Below are 21,893 nucleotides of genomic sequence, written 5' to 3'. Positions count from 1 at the left end.
AAAAAGCCGGGCTAAACCCGGCTTTCCATTGCTGGTAAATAAAGCTAATTTAACTCTTACCCAGCTTGCCTCTAACCATCAAGATAGCTTTACTGACAGTTCTCAACAGCGCCGAATCGCTATCGCCGTGCGGCTCGGTGTCGCCGAACGGTTCGCCATTCTTCATGGTGTACATGTAAATGAAATACCCTAACGGTGCGAAAGCGAAGATGGCAATAATCAACATCAACACCACTAATTCGATAACTCCGCCCATAAATACCTCCAACTATTTGTTTTTATTTTAATTTAGAATGAGGTCATAGACCTCGGGAATGGACTATAACCCCATACCTTTTAGGGAACAAGTACAAAGTATTCTTTGTCAACCCATGGCTTTAGCCAGCGGCTTATTTGGCCCTAAACCGAGGGCCACGCCGCCGTTTTCAACCATCAATCTAAGCATATGGACAATTACTCTAAAGCCGACTGGCACAGCCAAACGCCGGAAACCGTATTAACGCATTTTGCCGTAGAACTGGGTCAAGGCCTGAGTGATGAAGATGCACAAAAACGCCTAGCGGCAAACGGCCCGAACCGCCTAACCGCTCGCCGTGGCAAAGGCCCGTTGCTTTTGCTGCTGGCGCAATTTCATCAGCCCTTGATCTACATCCTGCTGTTTTCGGCTGCCACCACCGCGTTCCTGGAGGAATGGACCGACAGTAGCGTCATCTTCGGTGTCGTCATCATCAATGCCGTGATCGGCTTCATCCAGGAAGCCAACGCCCTGAAAGCCATTAACGCACTGGCTCAGACTTTGAACATCAGCAGCAATGTCCTGCGCGACGGCCAACGCCGGAGCATAGCCGCGGCGGAATTGGTGCCCGGCGACTTGGTATTCCTGCAATCCGGCGACAAGGTGCCGGCCGATTTGCGCCTGCTGCAAAGCCGCGAACTGAAAATTGATGAGTCCGCACTAACCGGTGAATCGGTACCGGTGGAAAAACAGGCACAAACCCTGCCCTCGGCTACCTTACTGGCTGATCGCGCCAATATGGCCTATTCCTCGACGCTGGTCAGTTACGGCAGCGCGCTGGCCGTAGTGGTCAGCACCGGTGACAATACCGAAATCGGCCGCATCAACAAGCTGATCGGCAGCGCCGAGCCGCTGGAGACGCCGCTAACCCTAAAAATGAGCCAGTTCAGCCAATTGTTGCTCTGGGTTATCGTCGGCTGTGCCGCTGTTACCTTTGCGGTCGGCGTGTGGCGCGGTGAAACCATGTTGAATATGTTCATGGCTTCGGTCGCCCTGGCAGTCGGCGCCATCCCGGAAGGCCTGCCGGCTGCGCTGACGATTACGCTGGCCATCGGCGTCTCGCGAATGGCCAAACGTAACGCCATCATCCGCAAACTTCCGGCAGTGGAAACCCTGGGTAGCACCACCGTGATCTGTTCCGACAAGACCGGCACCTTGACGCAAAACCAAATGACCGTGCAATTCATACAGGCAGGCGGTGAAGTATTCGAGGTTAGCGGCAGCGGCTACACACCGGACGGTGAGTTTACGAGCCATAAACAAGCGGTCGACCCAGCCCAAAAACCGACATTACTGGAATGTCTAAAAGCCGGACTGCTGTGCAACGACGCCAGATTAATCGCCGACGCCGACAGCTGGCGTATCGAAGGCGATCCTACCGAAGCCGCCTTGTTGGTAGCCGCCCACAAAGCCGGCCTGCATCAAGCCAGCGTCAGCGGCAACCATCCGCGTCTGGATGCCATTCCTTTCGAATCGGCATACCAATTCATGGCAACCTTGCACCACGACCTAGCCGAGGACGCCCGGCATATTTATTTGAAAGGCTCCCTGGAAAGCCTGTTACAGCGCTGCGATAACGCCTTTTCCGCAGACATGCAATTGGTGCCGCTGGATAAAAACCGTCTGAACCAACAAGCCGAAGCATTTGCCGCGCAAGGCTTGAGAGTCCTGGCCTTTGCACGCGCAGAGCATGGTGACGATGCCGTTGAACACCATGAAGTAGGCGGCGGTCTGACATTTCTAGGCTTGCAAGCCATGATCGACCCGCCGCGCCCCGAGGCTGCCAGAGCCATTGCCGCCTGTTACAAGGCCGGCATCTCGGTGAAGATGATCACCGGCGACCATCCTGTCACTGCGCTGGCCATCGCCAAACAGCTCAATATGCGCCACACCGAACGCGTGATCAGCGGCGCTGAATTGCAGAACTACAGTGAGGCCGATTATCGAAAACACGTCAAGGATTGCGACGTATTTGCGCGCATCGCCCCGGAACAAAAGTTGCAACTGGTGCAAGCCTTGCAGGCTAACGGTCAAGTGGTAGCCATGACCGGTGACGGCGTCAACGATGCCCCGGCGTTAAGACAAGCCAACATCGGCGTGGCGATGGGCATGGGCGGCACCGAAGTCGCCAAAGAAGCGGCGGCCATGGTGCTGACCGACGATCATTTCGCTACGATTGAAGCCGCCGTCGAGGAAGGCCGCGGCGTGTTCGACAATCTGGTGAAATTCATTGCCTGGACCTTACCGACCAATCTCGGCGAGGGCCTTGTGATTACCGCTGCGGTGTTCGCCAATGTCGCCCTACCTATCACGCCCTTGCAAATCCTCTGGATCAACATGACTACCGCAGTGTTGCTGGGCTTGATGCTGGCTTTCGAACCCAAAGAACCGGGTCTGATGCTCCACAAACCACGCAATCCCAAGCAAGCGATCCTGACCAAACGCCTGATGTTTCGTATCTGCCTGGTCGGCCTGTTGTTGCTGGCTGGCGCGTTCGGCCTGTTTGAATGGGAACTATCGCAAAACGCAAGCCTGGCCAAGGCGCGCACAGTAGCCGTCAACGTGTTTGTGTTTGGCGAATTGTTTTACCTATTCAACTGCCGCTCGTTAAATTACTCGATGTTCCGGGTCGGCGTATTTTCCAATTTATGGCTCATTTTTGGCGTCATCAGCATGATTTTGCTGCAACTGCTGTTTACCTATTGGTCAACGATGCAGGCATTATTCGGCAGCGAGGCAATTGGCCAAGAAGAGTGGTTATTGATTTTAGGCGTTAGCTCAGTGATTTATGTAGCAATAGGCCTGGAAAAACTAATCGTTCGGCGCTTTGGCCGCCGGCGTTAATTTGGCGAAGGCATCCAGCGCAATTAATAGCGTCTCCAAGCTCTGTAAGGATTGCTTCTCCTCGGCGCCTTGAGATTCGAGCTGCGCCTTGACAATGGCGCCGTCGATCGCTACTGCGGCGGCATTCGCCAACTGCAGGCGGTTTGGGGCATCCGGCAACAATTCAGCAATCACCCGCACCATATCCTGTTTATGCTGGTGGCATATTTCCAGCACATCCGGTAACACGCCACCCAATTCCGCGACAGTATTGATAAACGCGCAGCCGCGATAAATCGGTTTGCGAAACCATTCTGCCATTGTCTCCACCAACGGCATCAATCCCACACCGGCTAAGCCGCCGTGCCGCTGTAAAGCGTCGTTAAACCAGGCCATCCAGAGTTCGTGCCGATAATTCAAAAATGCCCGAATCAAGTCATTCTTGCTGGGGAAATAGCGGTAGAACGTCACCTTGGTCACGCCGGACTCGGCAATCACTTTGTCGATGCCGGTGGCGCGAATACCGTCTCGATAAAATAGATCATGCGCTGTCAGCAAAATCCTTTCCCGAGGTGGTCGATCTAAAATTGTCTTAGAAGAATCGGTAATCATTTTTCGATTGTAGACAAATCTGTCTACAATTGCTACCATCGCCAAATGTAGACAAATCTGTCTACATCTTTTATCAACCCGCCCAGGAGCAAAAAATGGACAGCAAACCGCCTTTACCGCCGTTTACCGCCGACACCGCCGCGCAAAAAGTCCGCATGGCCGAAGATGCTTGGAATAGCCGCGATCCGGATCGTGTGGTTCAGGTGTATACCGAAGATAGCCGCTGGCGTAACCGCGCTGAGTTTCCGGTCGGCCGCGCACAAATCCGAGAGTTTTTGCAGCGCAAGTGGGCCAAAGAATTGGATTATCGATTGATCAAGGAATTGTGGGCTTATACCGACAACCGCATCGCGGTGCGTTTTGCTTACGAGTGGCATGACGATGCCGGTAACTGGTTTCGCAGTTACGGCAACGAAAATTGGGAGTTCAACGAGTATGGATTTATGCAGCGCCGTTTTGCCAGCATCAACGATTTGCCGATTAAGGCCGACGAACGCCTATTTCATTGGCCGCTGGGCCGCCGGCCTGACGAGCACCCGGGATTGAGTGAGTTGGGACTGTAAAGTCAGAAAATCCACATGCCCAAAAGCAAAAGGGGCGAATAAATCCGCCCCTGTATCTTTAGCCTTAGCCAACTAGCCCTTAGTGGCTAACCTCTACTTTGCCGCCCTTTTTCTGGCCAATTTCAGCCAGCGTCTGGGTGAACCAGTCGGTATCGATATTGAACGGTTTGCCACCTTTGATGCGAGGGAACTCAATAGCGCGCAATACGTTGCCGTTATCTTCGTCGTGGCCCATGACGCCGGATTCGCGGCGGAATGCACATTCCACAGCCAGGTCAGCACAAGATTTGATCAAACGCATGTCGTCGACGTTCGCCGCTGCTGCACGAGCGAAGTAACCTGATTTTTGCACCAGGGTTTTTTCCGCACCGATCATTTGCGCAAATTGCTCGCCAAACCATTTGCCCGGATTAACCGCATCCAGCTTGATGTGGCCGAACGCGTCGCGTGGAACTTCCTGGCCTTTGGCTTGCAATTCGGCCACGATGGCCTCAACGCCGGCACCTTCGGACACGAAGATATTCACGCAATCGACTTTATCCATCACCGCGCGCAAACGGGCCGCTTCGGCTTCCAAATCGATAGCCATTTCCGGAACGAAAACCGCATGCACTTCGTACGACTCGCGGCTCAAGCCCAACTCAGGCAACCACTCGGCGCGATCCAGCAATTTGCGGTATTCCTGCGCGGTAGCGGCGGTCAGCCAGCCGCAGTTGCGGCCCATCACTTCGTGGACGATCAGCATGCGTGGGTTGGAATTGTTCTCGGCCACCACGTTCATGAAATAACGCGCGCCTTGCTCGGCGGCGGTCCAGGCACCCAGGGATTGTTTGATCGGGAACACATCGTTATCGACGGTTTTCGGCAAACCGATAACGGTCAAACCGTAGTTGTTTTTGGCCAGGAACGCCGCCAAATCGGCTGCGGCAGTATTCGTGTCATCGCCGCCGATAGTGTGCAGAATATCTACACCGTCTTTGATCAATTGGTCGGCAGCCACTTTTTGTGGGTCTTCGCCTTCTTTAACCAAACCGCGTTTCACACAGTCTTTGATGTTGGTCAGTTTGACCCGGCTGTTGCCGATGACTGAACCGCCGAAACGTTGCAGCAAGCCGGCTTTGGCGCGCACTTCGGCTGTCACTGGGTAAGAGTCACCAAGCAGCAGGCCTTTGTAGCCGCCGCGATAGCAAATAATTTCGATGCTGGGATCAATTTCTGTGTAGCGTTCAATCAGGCTGCCAATAGCGGAGTTCAGGCAAGGCGCCAAACCGCCGGCCGTGAGGATTGCAACTTTTTTGGGTTTGTTCATGAGCGTTTCGAATAAAAAGTTAAGAAAAAAGTGATGGCTCGGCGTGCCAACCATCAGCTATCGCAGCGTCTAGCGCCGGCGTTGCGATCCCTTCTGCCGCAACACTCGCCAAAACGGTGCAAGCCGCGCGATTCTAACACAGGCTTTTCTTTTATCAGGCAATGTTCGATGATCGCTCAACTCACCCAGCTTAACCGGCTGCGCCACAAACACCACCGAAGCGAAGTCCAGCGGCGCGGAAACATGAATAAACGCCGAATAGGTTAACGGCTCGACATCGGTCGTAGTAATGCTAACTTTGGTGTGTTCGCCGCACTCGCTGAGGGATAGTGACAAATAATCGCTGAGCCCGTGGTCGGACTGAGTGAGCAACAAATCCTGGAGCGGCACCGCAAGTTTGCCTCGTCTGATACCCTGAGTGTGTTGAGATGAGTTGTCTATCATGTGTTACTGCTCCGCACTGAACTAGCTAAATTGCGGTGGTAAGCTTATCGCCATTCCGATTTCTGACCAGTGTACCAAGGTTCTAAACCACCCTAGATCAAGTACTTAAGCGCTACGCACCTAGTATCCAATCCTCCACCAAGCGACAAAACTCGTCAGGCTCTTCGACATATAACCAGTGACCGGTGTCTGGAATTTTAGCGATTTGTGCTTGCGGAAACACCGCGTAAATCGCTTCTTCATCCAGGTATTTTGAATTTCCACCGCCGATGAATAAAACCGGCCGGACAAACTGAGTGCCGCCGACATCCGGAAAACCGACGATGTGATGGGCATTTTTTTGAATAATATCCAGATTGATCCGCCAGTAATAGTTACCGTCTTTCAGCAACAGGTTTTGCAATAAAAACTGCCGGTAAGCCAAATCCGGAACCGCTTCGGCTAGCGCCTCTTCCGCTTGCTTACGGTTGCCAATGCTATCCACCGGCAAACGGCTAAGAGCGTCTACCAGATCGTCGAAGCTATGTTGATAACTGACCGGCGCAATGTCGGCAACGATCAAACCAGCAACCCGCTCCGGATAATGCAAGGCAAACCACATCACCGCCTTACCGCCCATGCTATGCCCCAGCAGCTGCGCGCTGACAATACCGTGACTATCCATAAAAGCCAACAGATCGGCGGCCATGCTGGGGTAATCCAGCACCTCGGCATGCGGCGAACTGCCGTGATTGCGCATATCCAAGACATAAACATGCTGCCGCTCGGCCAAGCGTTTAGCCACCGAACGCCAGTTGCGCGAGGCAGCCAAAAAACCATGCACAATCAGTAACGGCGTGTCGCCGGGTTCACCGAAACTATCGTAAGCCAGCTCGATGGTCGTCATCGTCACTCCACTCAAGCAAAGCCGAAGATTGCGCCCAACACTCCGCCGAATACCCCGCCCCACACCACCAGCCACCCCAAATGCTGCTTGATGATGGATTGCACCATTTCCTTGACCAATTGCGGCGTTAACTCGCTCAACCGCCTATCGATCACCATTTCGATTTTGCCGGTTAAATCCTCGCCGATCTTGTGCGCATTCAATCCTTGCTGCAAAGCGTGTTTAAACCGTTCGGACTCCACCATTTCCGATAGGGTGTGCTGCATTTTTTCGGTAAAGGGTTGCTTTAACGGCAATAAGGCTTCTTCGCCGCCCATCATCAACAACATGCCACCAAACGATGAAGCCATGATTGAAGATACCAAGCCTTCGTAGACCTTGTCGTAATCGACCGCGTTTAACAAAGGTTGCAAATTCAAGACCTTTCCGCCCTGCTGCTCCTCTCTTTCGATAAACTGTTCGATGTTTTCCACGGTGAAAAACTGCTGCATCATCAAAGCCTTGATCGACGCTTTAAATTCTTCGAAACGCGCCGGGATAATCCCCGAACCATATAAGAACGGCACTTTTTCGAACAGCATATGGATGGCCAGCCAGTTGGTAATTGCCCCGGAAAACGCAAAAAAACCGATCGCTTTTAAGGTTTCCGGATAAAACGGGCTGACATAGCCGGCAGCGATGATCAGCAGGGAGATAAAGTTGGTTAAAAAGCTTTGGTTTAATAATTTTTTCATTATTTTGTTAAGTTAGGAGATTAATCTATACCCACCGCACATCAAATATCGGCACTCAACCGTGACCGATGATTGGAAAGCTGCCGGTCAATAGCGAGCATAACGAGATTTGATTCTGATGCGAGTGGGCAAAGGGAATGGTCGCAAGCGGTTTTGAATCGAGACAAGGTCTCGTATTAGCGCCCCTACAGCAACAGCACGGTTTTCTTGAAAAATGTCCAGAATCGCTCGATCAAGTTGAGATTCGGAGCGTAAGGCGGCAGAAAAATCAATTCGACTTTTGAATCCGCCAGATAGTCCTTCATTAAAACAGCATGATGGTAACGATTTGTCATAGCCTGATTATAAACAAATCAGTCAGTTATCGACCACTCCTTAACCTAATTTTGATTGGCGAGGGGTATAAATCGGCTCATAGGCTTTCCTTCATGCCGCGCAATAAATTGCAACCTAACCTATCCTTAAACGGCCTTTGCTGCTCTTAAAGCAACTATTGTTACAACGTGCTCCTGCAACAAGCTACGGCATGAGCCTTAAGCAAATACTCATGACATTACACACTTGTCCGACAGACTCCCAGCAGATGATTTCGCGCCCCGAGTTCAGCTCAATCGCTTCTTGCACGGCACTGTCGGTTCGCGTAAATTATATTCCTATGACTAAAGCACTAGCCAAGACCGCCGGAACCAGCACATGGACACACACAAAGTAGCGCGCTTTCCGGAGGATAAAACTTGGGAAGTACCGGGCATCACGCGAGACGAGCACGGTAAGCCGCAAATCGGGCTTGACCCGGAAAGTCTTTATGCATACGGCCACCTGATTCGCCTAACCGAAGAGTTGGTGCTTGATCAATTCTCCCGCGGTTTGGTGTCAGGCACCACCCACACCTGTATTGGTCAAGAGCTCACCGCATTATCCGTAGTGCGCGCATTGGATCATCCTGACGACGCTGTTCTCTCCAATCATCGCAATCACGGTCATTTTCTGTCGTATTCCGGGGACTTTGTCGGGCTGGTTGGCGAAATTATGGGTCGCGAGGCTGGTGCTTGCGGCGGCTGGGGCGGTAGCCAACATTTGGTACACCGTAACTTTCACAGCAACGGCGTACAGGGCGGCATGTTGGGCATCGGTGCCGGCTTGGCCTTGGCGCGCAAACTTAACCGCAGCGCAGGAATCGTGGCTGCCATCATCGGCGACGGCACGCTCGGTCAGGGTTTGGTATACGAAGCGATGAATTTGGCGTCCGTCTGGAAAGCCCCACTTTTGGTCGTGGTCGAAAACAACGGCATCTCTCAGACTACAGTCAGTCGTGACAACCTGGGCGGCGACATCGAAGCCCGCGGCGCGGCATTCGGACTACCCACCTGGCGCCTTGCCGACAACGATCCGGAATTTTGCCGTAAAGCAGCGGAAGTAGTCGGCGCAATGCGCGCGAGTCGCGGCCCCGGTTTTCTGGTGATTGACACACGGCGGATGGGCCCGCACAGCAAGGGCGACGATCTGCGCGATCCAAACGAACTTGACGAAATTCGCGCCCGCGATCCTCTGGCCGCATTGGCCAGACAGTTGCCCGCCGATACGCTGACAACCATCGAGGCCCGTAATCGCGAGTTTGTGGAAACGGTTCGCCAGGCCGCCAACGCCTCGCCGGAAGCCACACTCGCCGAACCCCCAACGCACATCTTCACCGCTCAACTTGAACACCCTTTGCCGGATTATCCGCCTGTCGCGGCCGGCAGTAATGTGCGCCAAGCGCTCAACACCGCCTTGCAATTCCTGCTCAAATCCGATCAGCGCACGCTATTAATCGGTGAAGACCTGCACGATCCCTACGGCGGCGCCTTCAAAGTAACGCAAGGTTTGTCCAGCGAATTTCCCGGCCGTGTCATTTCCACGCCGATCAGCGAGGCCGGCATCACCGGCTCGGCTATAGGCTTGTCGCTTGACGGCTACTTGCCCATCGTGGAAATCATGTTCGCGGATTTCCTGTCGCTATGCCTGGATCAACTGCTCAACCATGCCGTGAAGTTCCCCGGAATGTTTGCCGACACCTCGGTGCCTATCGTCATCCGCACACCGTGCGGCGGCCGGCGCGGCTATGGGCCCACGCACAGCCAAAGCCCGGAACACCTGTTTACCTCGGTACCGGGCTTGACGGTGGTTTACGGCAGCCACAGACACAATGTTGCCGAACTCCTTATCGACGCCGTATTGCGCTGGCATTACCCGGTGCTGTTTCTTGAACACAAACTGCTTTACGGCGAAAAAATGGATCCGGCGGATTATGTCGCGCTGCCGGCAACGGATGATGTCGCTACCCACCTGTTTCCTACGCTGCGGCGGGGCGCGAACGAACCTGACGTTACATTGGTAAGCTACGGCGGCATGCTAACGATGACGGAAGCCGTGGCTAACAGACTGGAAAGCGAAGAAGAGCTGGAAGTTGAAATTGTCTCGCCGTCCCTGCTGTCGCCTCTGCCGCGCGAATCGTTGATCAAGCATCTGGCAACGCGGGAGTGCGTAGTCGTAATCGAGGAATCTCACCACGACTTCGGCGTCAGCGCCGAAATAGCCGCCGCTTTGCTCGAATCCGGATTCAAGGGCCAGTTTCTGCGTATCGGCACGCCGCCCGTACCCATCGCCTCCGCTCGCAGTCTGGAGCGCAGCATTATTCCCGACGAACAATCGATAATCGAGCAAATTCTCGACCTTTTTTAAAGGACCGCCATGCCCACTTTCCAAACCGTCCCCTGCGTGAATATCAACGACGAGTTCGTGGACGTCGTCAGCATCGACGTCAAGCAAGGCGAGTTCGTCAATAGCGGTGACGTAGTAGCCACCGTCGAAACCGACAAATCCATGATAGACGTGGCAGCGGAACAGGACGGCTACGTGCTGAGGGTCGACTGCGAACCGGGACAAAAAATCCGCGTGGGCGCGGTGATGTTCTGGCTGGGCGCCACGTCCGACGAAGCGATCCCTGAAGAAACCAAAAATACTTCATCACCAGTAAACGCTGTCCGCCAACCCACCGCAAAAGCCAGAGCCATGCTCAAGGAACTGGACATCGACCCGGCCCGCGTCCCCGCCAGCGGCGAGCGCCTGTCGGTGGCCGACATCGAAACCTGGTTGAGCAAGGGCGGTAAGCCAGGCAAAGCCGCCGTATCGACGCAAACTGCAATCCGCAGGGAAGACACACCCTCGGTTGCCGGAGACTTGCAGGAACTGTCACCAGAAGCGGCGGGCATGCTGCACACTGTCGCCTGGCATCGGGATTTTGCAGCCTCGGCCTATCTGGAGGTCGAATACGACCCCAAACCCTGGGAAGAGCGGGCCGCCGCTTATGCGGCGGAACATAAGCTGATGCTTTCGCCCTTGCTGCCGCTCATAGCCTTCCGTCTGGCCGAACTGGGCCGCGAACGTCCGCTGATCAATTCCACAATAGTCAACGGCCAGCGTTTCCAATATACGCCGGTGAATATCGGCTTTACCGTGCAGGCCGGCGCGATGCTTTATTTGACTGTGGTGCGCGACACTCAAGATATGGATGCCGCGCAATTCATTAGCGCACTCGGCGAGGTGCAGCGCCACGCGATGGCTCACAAACTGCCGCCGCAAGAAGCCACCGGCGCCACCTTATCGTTTTCGAGCATGGCCCGCTGGAATGTCAGCCGCCACACCCCTATTCTGCCACCGCAAACATCGCTGATTATCGCTCACGCCGCACCGAAAAACTCGGACAAGGCCGTGTTGGGCGCCACTTACGACCATCGCGTTCTCACGGGTTTTGACGTCGCACAGGTGTTGCTGGCGCTGTCCCGTCCGGCATAACCAACACACATAAACCAGAGGCTACCGATAGATGAATCTAAATCCCGACCAGATCAAAGCCGCGATTCGCGCCAAGGTAATTGAGCTTGCCAAAGCGTTGGATATGGACGCGTCCGGCGTCACTGACGACGACATCCTGCCCGCTACAGGCCTGCTCGACTCCGGCGCCATTTTGGAATTGGTGGTCTGGTTCGAAGCGAGCTACGACTTCCGGATTAAACAGGAAGACATGAATATCGACAATCTCGGCTCGATTAACGCAATGACCAACTTTCTGCTTTCCAGCAAACCAGCGTAAGCAGAATAATCATCCCGTACGCCTATTTGCACGCCATTGCGCTGAAGGAATCATCATGGCCATGCCGACGCTGGAACCGATTCAAGACGGCGACCTGCTCGCTTTCTGCCAATTTCTTACAGAACACCTCAGCTCCGAGCGCAGTGCCGAACAATGGGCGCAAGCTTTTCAGCAGAACTGGGGAGTCGCCAAACCCAACAACGGTTTTCTGATTCGCGACGAGGGCAAAATTGTCGGCGGTATCGGCGCCATCTACGCCGAGCGTATCATCCGCGGCCAGGCGGAACAGTTCTGTAATATCACCAGTTGGTGCGTACTGGAGGCCTTCCGTTCCCAAAGTATGCGGCTGGCGATGGCTGTCGTGTCGCAGCCCGGCTTCCATTTCACCGACTTGACGCCGACGGAAGTGGTATCGAAGACGCTACAGTTTCTGAAGTTCAAGCCGATGAACGAACGCCACGCACTCTGGCCCAATCTTCCTTCGCCATTTGCCCGACTCGGCGGCGTTCACGTGCTTACCGATTACGATGCAATCGAACAAGCGCTGGCACCGGCGGATGCGAAGGTATTTCGTGATCACCGCCATCTACCCTGGCTAAGGCATCTGGCCGTGGGAAAACCCGGCGCGTATTGTCTCGTGACCTGGAAACCAAACCAATTGAAAGGCGTACCCGGCGCGCTAGTGCTGGGATTCAGTGATGCCGAACTGTTTCTGAGTTACCGCCCAACCATTGGTTCCTACTTCCTGCAACACGGCTGCTTTTATACGCGGGTCGAGTCGCGCCTGCTGCCCAGGTTACCAAAGCTTTCACACGAATTAGCCGGTTATCGCAACAAAGTATTTCGCAGCGAAACCCTGGCCGAATCCGACATCAGCAATTTTTATTCCGAGATCGTAGGGCTAAGCCAGTGAGCGAACGAAAACTGATTCGCTTGGACAGCGAAACCCGCCCCATCCTCTCGGTAGTCATCCATACCGAAGAAGAATTCAACTGGAACAAGCCGCATGATAGACACGCCACGGGCGTCAAGCACATGCGCCACATCGACCGGGCGCAGGCTGTTTTCGATAGTTTTGGTATCGTTCCGAACTACGTCGTCGACTATCCGATTGCCTCGCAAGAAGAAGCATTCGGCCCGCTCAAGGCCTACGCAGATTCCGGTCGAGCACTGATCGGTGCACATTTGCATCCCTGGGTGTCGCCACCGTACGATGAAGAGCTCAATGCGCGCAATTCCTATCCCGGCAACCTGCCGCGCGCGTTGGAGCATGAAAAACTCCGGCTACTCACTGAGCAAATCAAGACCTCATTCGGCACCTCGCCGTTAACTTATCTTGCGGGCCGTTACGGCTTCGGTCCCAATACCGGTGAGATTCTCGAGGAGCTAGGCTACGAGGTAGACATCAGCGTTGCCGCATCTATCGATTACAGTGCCGATGGCGGTCCGGACTACTCTAGCTATACCAGCGACCCGTTTTGGTTTGGCAGCCAGCGCCGCCTGCTCGGCTTGCCCGGTTCCGGCGGTTATGTAGGAAGGTTACGAGCGGGTGGCACGCCACTTTACCGGCGACTGATGCACCCCTGGCTGCGCAAGGCCAAAATATCGGGAGCCGTCGCCAGGCTGCGACTGCTGGAACGGATTAGGCTCTCGCCCGAAGATTACAGCGAACCGGAAATGCGCCGCTTAACCAAATCCTTGCTGGCCGACGGCGTGAGGATATTCGTGTTCAGCTTTCACTCGCCGTCGGTGATGCCAGGAGGCACACCTTACGTGAACAGCGATGCGGACCTTGAACGGTTTCTGGAAAAATGCCGTCGCTACTTCGATTTTTTTATGCGGGAGCTGGGTGGAACGACGATGACACCGCTAGAGATTAAGGACTGGCTGGAACAGCAATGATCTGCCCGGCGGTTGCCAAAACGCATAAAAAAGCCGCGAATTTCGCGGCTTTTTTACATTTGATTTAACCCGGCGGCCAATGCATCTGCCTGCCCGCCAGAAGGTGCAGATGTAAGTGATGCACCGTCTGTCCGCCATCGCCGTTGCAGTTGAACACCGTTCGATAGCCGCTATCCGCATAACCAAACTGAGCGGCGACTTTAGCTGCGGTTTGCAGCATTGATCCACCCAGCAAGGCATCATCCAGCTCGTTTAAATTGGCGACATGCCGCTTCGGAATGACCAGCACATGCAAGGGCGCTTGCGGATGTATATCCCTGAACGCCAGTAGTTGCTCGTCTTCGTAAACCACATCCGGCTTGATTTCGCCGCCGGCCATCTTGCAAAACAAACAGTCACTCATGTTTCCTCCTAAAATTCCCGGCGGCCGTTAAACGCATGCGCCAAGGTGCCGCTGTCGATAAATTCCAGCTCGCCGCCCATCGGTACGCCGTGGGCGATGCGGGTGGCGCGGATATTGAATTTGCCGGCGACTTCACCGATGAAATGTGCGGTGGCCTGACCTTCCACGGTGGAATTGGTCGCCAGAATGATTTCCTTGATTTGCCCGGCTGCCATGCGCTGCTCGAGTAACTCAAAACCCAGCTGATCGGGACCGATACCGTCCAATGGCGACAAGCGACCGTGCAGCACAAAATATTTACCTTTGAAGGTAGTCGCTTGATCAATCACCCAAACATCGGCCGGACTTTCGACGACACACAAGGTTTCCGAGTCACGCAACGGATTCGCGCAGACTTCGCACAATTCAGTTTCGGTCAAGGTCCGGCATTCGCGGCAATGGCCGATTTCGTTGACGGCCTTCGCAAGCATTTTGCTTAACTGCATACCGCCGTCGCGATTGCGCTGCAGAAGATGAAAGGCCATGCGCTGCGCCGACTTCGGCCCGACGCCGGGCAGACAGCACAGGCTTTGAATCAACTCTTTCAGCAAACCTTGGTTTTGCATGTTTAGAACGGCATTTGGAAACCGGGCGGGATCGGGATGCCGGCGGTGACGTCGGCCATTTTTTCTTTTTTCATCTTGCCGACTTTATGCACTGCGTCGTTGATTGCCGCAGCCACCAAGTCTTCCAGCATATCCTTGTCGTCGCCGACCAGGGAGGGATCGATGCTGACCTTACGCACTTCGCGCTTGCCGGTCATCACTATCGTCACCAGACCGCCGCCGGATTCGCCCTGAACTTCCATCGCCCCCAATTCTTCCTGGGCCTTTTTTAAGTTGTCCTGCATTTTTTGGGCTTGTTGCATGATGCCCGCTAGTGCATTTTTCATCATCGTCTCTCCAATATTTAATTCAGCGGTTCGATACTACCAGGCATGATTCTGGCGCCAAAGGTATCTTTCAAAGCCTGTACATTTTCGTCGGTGTTAATGCTATCGACCGCCGCTTGCTGACGATCTTCGCGAGCTTTTTGAATTTCCAACGCCGGCGTCATTTGCTGCTCTGCTTGCTTACCTATGACCAGTTTTAAGGGTTTACCGTAATAATTTTGCAGCGCTGCCCTAAGATTGTCCTCAGCCTTGGTGCCGACTTGCTGAAAGCCAGGATCAAGCAGCAATCGACAGCTGCTATCGTCGATACCATCCAATACGCAGTTATTTGCCAGCTCACGGGTACGGCCGCTGATATTCAAGGCGGCGATAATCTCAGTCCAATTGCCGGGTTTAGTGGTTTGTGAAACCGAGATGGGACGCGGCTCTTCAATATGCCTGGCCTCGGTCACGGGCGCCGATACACTGGCAGTCGGCTTAACGACAGGTGGTTTGACCGGTTCAAGCGTTTGCACTTCCGCAGCTTGCGGCCGAAAAGTCAACATCCGCAGCATCACCATTTCAAACCCGCTACGTGGATCGGGCGCCAACGGCAGGTCGCGTTGGCCGATCAAGCCGATCTGATAATACAGTTGCACGTCTTCCGGCAACAAGGCCTTGGCCAAGCTATCCAGCAGTTGCTTATCGAATTCGTGATCGACGAAATCCGGCATTTGCTGCAACAACGCAACCCGATGCAACACTCTGAGTATCTGTTGCAGAATATCGGCAAAATCCGGCGTCAGTTCCGCTACATCGGCAATTTTTGCCAGCAAGGCCTGCGCATCGCCAGTCGCCAAGGCCTGCAATATGTCGTCGATAGGCTGCTGGGCAACGGTGCCGAGCATGCCTATTACCGCTTCGGTGGTAACGCTGCCGCTACCGTAAACGATGGCCTGATCCAGCAGGCTCAAGCCGTCGCGCAGACTGCCGTCGGCGGCTCGGCCAAGCATTTTTAGCGCGGCCGGTTCGAAAGCGATTTGCTCCTGGCCCAGGATAAACTGCATTTGCGTGTCGATTTGTTCCGGCAACAACCGTTTCAAATTGAATTGCAAACAACGCGATAGCACCGTGACAGGGATTTTATGGGGATCGGTGGTAGCCAGCAGAAATTTGACGTGTGGCGGCGGCTCTTCCAGGGTCTTTAACAAGGCGTTAAAGCTATGCCCGGACAGCATGTGCACTTCGTCGATTAAATAGACTTTGTAGCGGCCTTGATTGGGTGCGTATTGGGCATTGTCGAGCAGATCGCGGGTATCTTCGACTTTGGTGCGGGAAGCTGCATCGACTTCGATCAAGTCCATAAACCGGCCTTGTTCGAAATCCCGACACACCTGGCATTCGCCGCAGGGATTGAAATCTTTCAGATTTTCGCAGTTGATGGCTTTGGCAAGTATCCGCGCCACCGTGGTTTTGCCAACGCCGCGCGTGCCGGTGAACAGATAGGCATGATGCAATCGATCATGTTGCAAGGCGTGCATTAGCGATTGGCTGACATGCTCCTGACCGACAAGCTGGGTGAAGTTGCTGGGACGCCATTTTCTGGCAAGAACCTGATAAGCCATTAGCAACGCGGAAAGGCAAGATTTGGGCGGCTACTGCGCCAGCCACATCCCGGCACACGAGTCCGCTGCTACCGTTGCTTCCTTCCGGACCTGGCGGGGTTTACAGCGTATCGTTGCGAGAGGACCGACACAGTAACCATAAAACATCAGCAAGACGCTGAAGAGAGGCGCATTATCCTTAAAAGCCGATCGATAAGCAACTGTCTTGCCAAAAATAAGTAAATAACTTCGATAATGCGCCGCCCGACTACTGTATCGCCGGAATAGGCAAACTGCTGGCGATAGCATGACCAAACGAAGCGCCGAACTTGCCGGCCAAGCGGTCGATCAAACGCTCCTGCGGGGTAAAGTTTATTTTCTCTTCGGTGCCGAACTGATCGCGCGCCACGCTATCGACGCTGCCGAAATCATCCGCCAAGCCCAGTCTGACACCTTCCGTACCGGTCCAAATCAACCCGGAGAACATATCCGGCGCATCGGTTTCCTTCAAACGCTTGCCGCGCCCTTCCCGAACCGCGCCGATGAACTGCTGGTGCACTTGATCCAGTAAAGACTGCATATGCTTGCTTTCTTGCTGATTGACCGGCGAGAACGGATCGAGCATGGCTTTGTGCGCGCCGGCGGTCAACAATCGCCGCTCCACGCCCAGCTTGTCCAACACATTGGTAAAGCCAAAACCGTTCATGATTACGCCGATAGAGCCGATAATACTGGCCTGATTCACGAATATCTTGTCGGTGGCCGACGCAACATAATAACCGCCGGATGCACACATATCGCCAACCACTGCATAAATCGGCAACTGCGGATGCTCGGCTTTCAAGCGCCTGATCTCGTCGTAAATGTACGCCGACTGCACTGGACTACCGCCGGGTGAATTGATATTTAGGATAATACCCTTGGTATTTTTATCCTTGGCCGCGTCGCGTAAACCCTCGATCACCGTGTCGGCACTGGCGGCCTCGCCTTGGACAATCTGCCCCAATACATCGACGATAGCCACATGCTCGCCCGTACCCGAATCGATGCCCTCCTTAAATTTCGGATATACCGCTATGCCCAGCGCGACGGTTAGATAAGCAAACGTCAGCAGCTTAAAAAATATCCCCCAGCGCCGCGCGGCTTTCTGTTCGTCGATGGCGGCAAACGCTAATTTCTCCAGCACCGACTTTTCCCAACCGGGACTATTTTCAGCAATATCTTCGGGAAGATCTTGTTTATTCTCCACCATTTGTCTCCTATATGATTCCGATCAAGTCGGTGGGGTAGTTCAAACACAGCAAGGGATTGTACTTTTGCAAGGTTGTAGCGGGATGCGCGCCGCAAGTAACGCCGACTGACGCGACTTGTGCATTTAGGGCCATTTGCAAATCATGCACCGAATCACCGACCATCAAGGTACGCTGCTTATCCACGCCCAGTTCCATAACAATTTCATCCAGCATCAGCGGATTGGGCTTGGAAGCGGTTTGGTCCGCGCAGCGCGTGGTACAAAATAAATCCTCCACACCGGTAGCATTGATCGCTGCCTGCAAACCCTTGCTTTTCTTGCCGGTAGCCACAGCCAGACGATAACCTTGGCTGCGAAACTGCATAAGCATATCGTGCACACCGGGAAACAAGTCGTCAGGACCGATCTGCTTGGTAAAAAAGGTTTTCGCGTAATCGGCGGCTATCTTTTGCCGGCTTTCGCTATCTTCATCCGGAAACAGCTGCTTCATCGCATTTTCGATACTCAAGCCGACGATATCCCTGACTGCCTGTGCGGTCGGCACTGCGCACTCGCAACGCATCGCGGCCTGCTGGATGCAATGCACGATCCAGTCCACCGAATCCATCAGGGTTCCGTCCCAATCGAAAATGATCAAATCAAAGCGGTTTTTCATGATTCAGTAATTCTTGTAAATCCTCGGGTAAAGGCGCTGTGAAGTGCAGCAAGGCCCCGCTGACGGGATGAGCAAACTGCAATTGCTCAGCGTGCAAAAACAAACGCTTGTAACCGCGCTTTTTAAAGGCCTTATTCGTGCCGTCATCGCCGTAACGATCATCGGCCACAATCGGATGTCCCAGCCAGGCGGCATGCACACGAATCTGGTGCGTTCTACCAGTCTTGGGCGCGGCATGCACCAAGGTCACATCCTGGAACTGTTTCAAGCGGGTGAACAGGGTTTCCGCGGATTTACCGGCCTGGCTAACCACCACCATCCGCTCGCCGCCCTGGGCGACATTCTTCAACAAAGGCACCTCGACCAACTGCTTCTTACGCTGAAACTGCCCCACCAACAAAGCCAAATAGGTCTTCTGAATGCCATCGCCGCGAAAAAGTTCATGCAATACCTTTAATACCGAGCGCTTCTTGGCTATCAACAGGCAACCGGAGGTTTCCTTGTCCAGCCGATGCACCAGTTCCAGAAATTTCTGCTGCGGCCGAATCTGTCTTAGCCCCTCGATGACCCCGGACGTTACACCGCTGCCGCCATGGACGGCAAAGCCGGCCGGCTTGTTCAACACGATAAAGCCGTCGTCTTCGTAGAGAATGTGGTTTTCCAGACTGAACTTCAAGGTGGGCTGGACGATGATTTCGTCTTTTTTTTCCGCGACTCTGACCGGGGGAATCCTTACGATGTCGCCTAACTGCAACTTGTAACTAACGTCGATACGACCTTTATTCACCCGTACTTCGCCCTTTCTGACCATGCGGTAGATGCGGGTTTTAGGCACGCCTTTGAGATAAGTGATCAGAAAATTATCGAGCCTTTGTTCGCTGTTTGCCTCGGTAATTTCCAACCATTGTACTTGCGGATTGGTCTGATTTTCTGCGGTATTCATGCGGCAAATAATAACAACATATCCGCCAGCCATGTTTAAAATTGCTGCTGTGTATAAACATTGCTATATTAGGCTAGTTTATCTTTGGATAGACTTTAACTATAAAAATTTAAAGACCGGGTTTTAGCGCTGTAGCTTCGCGTTAAGCTTAAAGAATTTTTTCGGGTTTTATCGCTCAACCCATGATGAGCGTGCTGCATCCTTAGTATAGAGTTCGGTATAACAGATATCCCATTTTTCAAGCGCCACCCTCGGCAATTGCCGATAATTCACTGCGACAATAACTACAATCACTTGCAGTTTTCAGTCAGTCTGGCCGCTCACTTAAGTTCATATTGGGAAACACGCCGCCTTTATCCGCGACAACCAAACCTGTTTAAGCTCTAGGTAGGATACATAACACAATAAGGATAATTTAATGAAAAGAATGCTTATCAACGCCACGCAGGCCGAAGAGCTGCGGGTGGCATTGGTAGATGGTCAGAAACTCTATGATTTCGACATCGAAGTTCCGTCAAAAGAACAAAAAAAATCCAATATTTATAAAGGTATCATCACTCGGGTAGAACCCAGCCTCGAAGCCGCCTTCGTTAATTATGGCGCCGAAAAACACGGTTTCCTGCCATTTAAGGAAATCGCCCCCGAATACAGAACCGGCGATAACGAAGAAGGTAAATCCTCCAAATCCAATATTCGCGAAGGTCAGGAAATCGTTGTTCAGATTGAAAAAGAAGAGCGCGGCAACAAAGGCGCGGCGCTAACGACTTACATCAGTCTGGCCGGCACCTATCTGGTGTTGATGCCGAACAACCCCAAAGCCGGCGGTATTTCCCGCCGTATCGAAGGCGATAACCGCAGCGAACTGCGCGAAACCATGGCTGCGCTGGAAATCCCGGACAGCATGGGTTTGATCATCCGCACAGCCGGCTCAGACAAAAATGTCGAAGAACTGCAATGGGATTTGAACTACCTGCTGCAACTGTGGGAAGCCATCGACCGCTCCAGTAGCGAACAAGTCGCGCCCTTCCTGATTTTCCAGGAAAGCAACGTGATCATCCGCGCCCTGCGCGATCACTTGCGCGGCGACATCGACGAAATCCTGATCGACCAGGAAGGCGCCTTTAAATTGGTGCATAACTTCTTGAAGCAGGTGATGCCGCACAATCTGCACAAAGCCAAGCTGTATCAAGACAGCGTGCCGCTGTTCAGCCGCTACCAGATCGAAACCCAAATCGAAATGGCCTATCGCCGCGAGGTGTCACTACCCTCAGGTGGTTCCATCGTCATCGATCACACGGAAGCCTTGACCTCGGTCGACATCAACTCGGCGCGCGCCACCAAAGGCAGCGACATTGAAGAAACCGCGTTGAACACCAATCTGGAAGCCGCCGACGAAATAGCCCGCCAATTGCGCTTGCGCGATTTGGGTGGCTTGTTCGTGATCGATTTCATCGACATGATGTCCAACAAAAACCAACGCGAAGTGGAAAACCGTTTGCGCGATGCGTTGAAAATCGACCGCGCCAGGATCCAGACCGGCCGCATCTCGCGTTTTGGCTTGATGGAAATGTCCAGACAGCGCCTGCGTCCCTCGCTAGGCGATTCCACGCAACTGACCTGCCCACGCTGCAAAGGCCAAGGCACCATCCGCAACGTCGAATCCGTCACGCTGGCTGTATTGCGGTTGATCGAAGAAGAAGCGATGAAAAAGGGCACCGAGCGCGTCATCGCCCATCTGCCTATCGATTGCGCGACGTTCTTGTTAAACGAAAAGCGCGCGGCGATTCAAGAAATCGAAACCAGACTGCAAGTCGGCATTATCGTGCTGCCCAGCAAGCATCTGGAAACCCCGGCCTACGACATCGAGCGCATCAAATCCGCAGGTGAAGGCAGCGAAGAAAAAGCCAGCCATTTGCATATCAAGGAAGAAGACATCTCGGTTCCGGAATTTGCAAAGCAGGCCGGCCCGAAAGCTGAAAAAGCCGCGATCAAAGAATTTTTACCGGACTCCCCAGCTCCGGTACAAAGCAAAAAAACCTCTGCCGGTTTGATTCAACGTTTCTGGCAGCGTCTGATCGGCAATAGCAAAGCCGCCGAAAACGGCGAAGCCGCTGAAAAAAGCGGCGAAGACAAACCCAGGTCCCCCAGAAACAATCGCCGAGACCGTGGTGATCGCGGCGATAGAGGGGAGAGAGGCGAACGGTCAGCTTCAGGCCGTAACAACAACCGCCGTAACAACAATCGTCGTCCGCCCAACAGCCCGGCAAACACCGAAGCGACGGGCAACGCACCAGCCGAGCCGAAGCAAGCCGTGGTGATTGACCAGGAAAATGCCGGCGACGCCGCTGCAAGCGCCAAGAAAGAGAACGGCGGTCAAGAACGCAGCCGTCGCAGCCGCAGCCGTAGACGCGGCCCACGCAACGGCG

22 protein-coding genes and 1 other RNA gene are annotated in these 21,893 nt (G+C 53.8%); 8 read left to right on the top strand and 15 right to left on the bottom strand.

What is annotated here, in order from left to right:
- Positions 1 to 49: 49 nt before the first annotated feature.
- Complete coding sequence (locus NP589_RS18375) at positions 50 to 256, bottom strand: hypothetical protein (protein WP_064009418.1); 207 nt, start codon at positions 254 to 256, stop codon at positions 50 to 52.
- 189 nt (positions 257 to 445) lie between these two features.
- Here NP589_RS18375 and NP589_RS18370 point away from each other — a divergent pair, with 189 nt between their 5' ends.
- Positions 446 to 3,139, top strand: coding sequence for a cation-transporting P-type ATPase (locus tag NP589_RS18370; protein WP_256608267.1), 2,694 nt, complete (start codon positions 446 to 448; stop codon positions 3,137 to 3,139).
- Here NP589_RS18370 and NP589_RS18365 read toward each other — a convergent pair.
- A complete protein-coding gene (locus NP589_RS18365; protein ID WP_256608266.1) occupies positions 3,107 to 3,676 on the bottom strand; it encodes a TetR/AcrR family transcriptional regulator in 570 nt (189 codons plus the stop codon). The genes NP589_RS18370 and NP589_RS18365 overlap by 33 nt on opposite strands.
- 149 nt (positions 3,677 to 3,825) lie before the next feature.
- On the opposite strand from NP589_RS18365, the gene NP589_RS18360 reads away from it, so the two are divergent.
- Complete coding sequence (locus NP589_RS18360; protein WP_256608265.1) at positions 3,826 to 4,293, top strand: nuclear transport factor 2 family protein; 468 nt, start codon at positions 3,826 to 3,828, stop codon at positions 4,291 to 4,293.
- A 79-nt stretch (positions 4,294 to 4,372) separates the two neighbouring features.
- On the opposite strand, the gene NP589_RS18355 is transcribed toward NP589_RS18360, so the two are convergent.
- From NP589_RS18355 to NP589_RS18335, 5 genes are all read right to left on the bottom strand, one after another.
- Positions 4,373 to 5,602 (bottom strand): pyrophosphate--fructose-6-phosphate 1-phosphotransferase, encoded by a 1,230-nt coding sequence (locus NP589_RS18355; protein ID WP_256608264.1) that lies wholly within the window; start codon positions 5,600 to 5,602, stop codon positions 4,373 to 4,375.
- A gap of 69 nt (positions 5,603 to 5,671) precedes the next feature.
- The gene (locus tag NP589_RS18350; protein WP_256608263.1) at positions 5,672 to 6,046 is read right to left on the bottom strand and encodes a hypothetical protein; all 375 of its coding nucleotides are present in this window, start codon (positions 6,044 to 6,046) and stop codon (positions 5,672 to 5,674) included.
- A gap of 112 nt (positions 6,047 to 6,158) precedes the next feature.
- Positions 6,159 to 6,932, bottom strand: coding sequence for an alpha/beta fold hydrolase (locus NP589_RS18345; protein ID WP_256608262.1), 774 nt, complete (start codon positions 6,930 to 6,932; stop codon positions 6,159 to 6,161).
- An 11-nt stretch (positions 6,933 to 6,943) separates the two neighbouring features.
- Positions 6,944 to 7,666, bottom strand: a complete 723-nt coding sequence (locus tag NP589_RS18340) for a DUF445 domain-containing protein (protein WP_256608261.1) — start codon at positions 7,664 to 7,666, stop codon at positions 6,944 to 6,946.
- A 185-nt stretch (positions 7,667 to 7,851) separates the two neighbouring features.
- Positions 7,852 to 8,001 carry a transposase gene (locus NP589_RS18335; protein WP_256608260.1) on the bottom strand — a complete coding sequence of 50 codons (150 nt, stop codon included), beginning with the start codon at positions 7,999 to 8,001 and terminating at the stop codon, positions 7,852 to 7,854.
- 358 nt (positions 8,002 to 8,359) lie between these two features.
- Between NP589_RS18335 and NP589_RS18330 the strand changes: the two genes are divergently transcribed.
- The 5 genes from NP589_RS18330 to NP589_RS18310 are packed head-to-tail and all read left to right on the top strand — an operon-like array spanning position 8,360 to position 13,700.
- On the top strand, positions 8,360 to 10,387 hold the full coding sequence (locus tag NP589_RS18330; RefSeq protein ID WP_256608259.1) for a dehydrogenase E1 component subunit alpha/beta: 2,028 nt from the start codon (positions 8,360 to 8,362) through the stop codon (positions 10,385 to 10,387).
- A gap of 9 nt (positions 10,388 to 10,396) precedes the next feature.
- The gene (locus NP589_RS18325; protein WP_256608258.1) at positions 10,397 to 11,500 is read left to right on the top strand and encodes a 2-oxo acid dehydrogenase subunit E2; all 1,104 of its coding nucleotides are present in this window, start codon (positions 10,397 to 10,399) and stop codon (positions 11,498 to 11,500) included.
- 31 nt (positions 11,501 to 11,531) lie between these two features.
- Entirely contained in the window at positions 11,532 to 11,798 is a 267-nt protein-coding gene (locus tag NP589_RS18320; RefSeq protein ID WP_036279129.1) for an acyl carrier protein, read from the top strand.
- Positions 11,799 to 11,853: 55 nt separating this feature from the next.
- Complete coding sequence (locus NP589_RS18315; RefSeq protein ID WP_256608257.1) at positions 11,854 to 12,711, top strand: hypothetical protein; 858 nt, start codon at positions 11,854 to 11,856, stop codon at positions 12,709 to 12,711.
- Positions 12,708 to 13,700, top strand: a complete 993-nt coding sequence (locus NP589_RS18310; protein ID WP_256608256.1) for a polysaccharide deacetylase family protein — start codon at positions 12,708 to 12,710, stop codon at positions 13,698 to 13,700. Before NP589_RS18315 ends, NP589_RS18310 begins: the two co-directional genes overlap by 4 nt.
- A gap of 64 nt (positions 13,701 to 13,764) precedes the next feature.
- Here the strand turns inward: NP589_RS18310 and NP589_RS18305 are convergent, their stop codons facing one another.
- The 8 genes from NP589_RS18305 to rluC all read right to left on the bottom strand — a co-directional run bounded on the left by NP589_RS18305 (position 13,765) and on the right by rluC (position 19,467).
- Entirely contained in the window at positions 13,765 to 14,103 is a 339-nt protein-coding gene (locus NP589_RS18305; RefSeq protein WP_256608255.1) for a histidine triad nucleotide-binding protein, read from the bottom strand.
- 8 nt (positions 14,104 to 14,111) lie between these two features.
- Positions 14,112 to 14,708, bottom strand: a complete 597-nt coding sequence (gene recR / locus NP589_RS18300; protein ID WP_064009431.1) for a recombination mediator RecR — start codon at positions 14,706 to 14,708, stop codon at positions 14,112 to 14,114.
- Positions 14,709 to 14,710: 2 nt separating this feature from the next.
- The gene (locus tag NP589_RS18295; protein WP_026147014.1) at positions 14,711 to 15,034 is read right to left on the bottom strand and encodes a YbaB/EbfC family nucleoid-associated protein; all 324 of its coding nucleotides are present in this window, start codon (positions 15,032 to 15,034) and stop codon (positions 14,711 to 14,713) included.
- Positions 15,035 to 15,051: 17 nt separating this feature from the next.
- Positions 15,052 to 16,638, bottom strand: a complete 1,587-nt coding sequence (gene dnaX, locus NP589_RS18290; RefSeq protein ID WP_256608254.1) for a DNA polymerase III subunit gamma/tau — start codon at positions 16,636 to 16,638, stop codon at positions 15,052 to 15,054.
- Positions 16,639 to 16,671: 33 nt separating this feature from the next.
- An RNA gene (gene ffs, locus NP589_RS18285) (signal recognition particle sRNA small type) lies at positions 16,672 to 16,768 on the bottom strand.
- A gap of 117 nt (positions 16,769 to 16,885) precedes the next feature.
- Positions 16,886 to 17,869, bottom strand: a complete 984-nt coding sequence (gene sppA, locus NP589_RS18280) for a signal peptide peptidase SppA (protein WP_256608253.1) — start codon at positions 17,867 to 17,869, stop codon at positions 16,886 to 16,888.
- Positions 17,870 to 17,876: 7 nt separating this feature from the next.
- A complete protein-coding gene (locus tag NP589_RS18275) occupies positions 17,877 to 18,524 on the bottom strand; it encodes an HAD-IA family hydrolase (protein ID WP_256608252.1) in 648 nt (215 codons plus the stop codon).
- The gene (gene rluC / locus NP589_RS18270; RefSeq protein ID WP_020483492.1) at positions 18,508 to 19,467 is read right to left on the bottom strand and encodes a 23S rRNA pseudouridine(955/2504/2580) synthase RluC; all 960 of its coding nucleotides are present in this window, start codon (positions 19,465 to 19,467) and stop codon (positions 18,508 to 18,510) included. The genes NP589_RS18275 and rluC overlap by 17 nt, the downstream gene beginning before the upstream one ends.
- A 418-nt stretch (positions 19,468 to 19,885) precedes the next feature.
- On the opposite strand from rluC, the gene NP589_RS18265 reads away from it, so the two are divergent.
- The coding region (locus NP589_RS18265; protein ID WP_256608251.1) for an Rne/Rng family ribonuclease at positions 19,886 to 21,893 on the top strand (2,008 nt) is incomplete at its 3' end.

The organism is Methylomonas rosea, assembly GCF_024505055.1.
Classification (GTDB): domain Bacteria; phylum Pseudomonadota; class Gammaproteobacteria; order Methylococcales; family Methylomonadaceae; genus Methylomonas; species Methylomonas rosea.
Note: the sequence above shows the minus strand (reverse complement) of the source record. Positions and strands in the feature narration are given on the sequence as shown.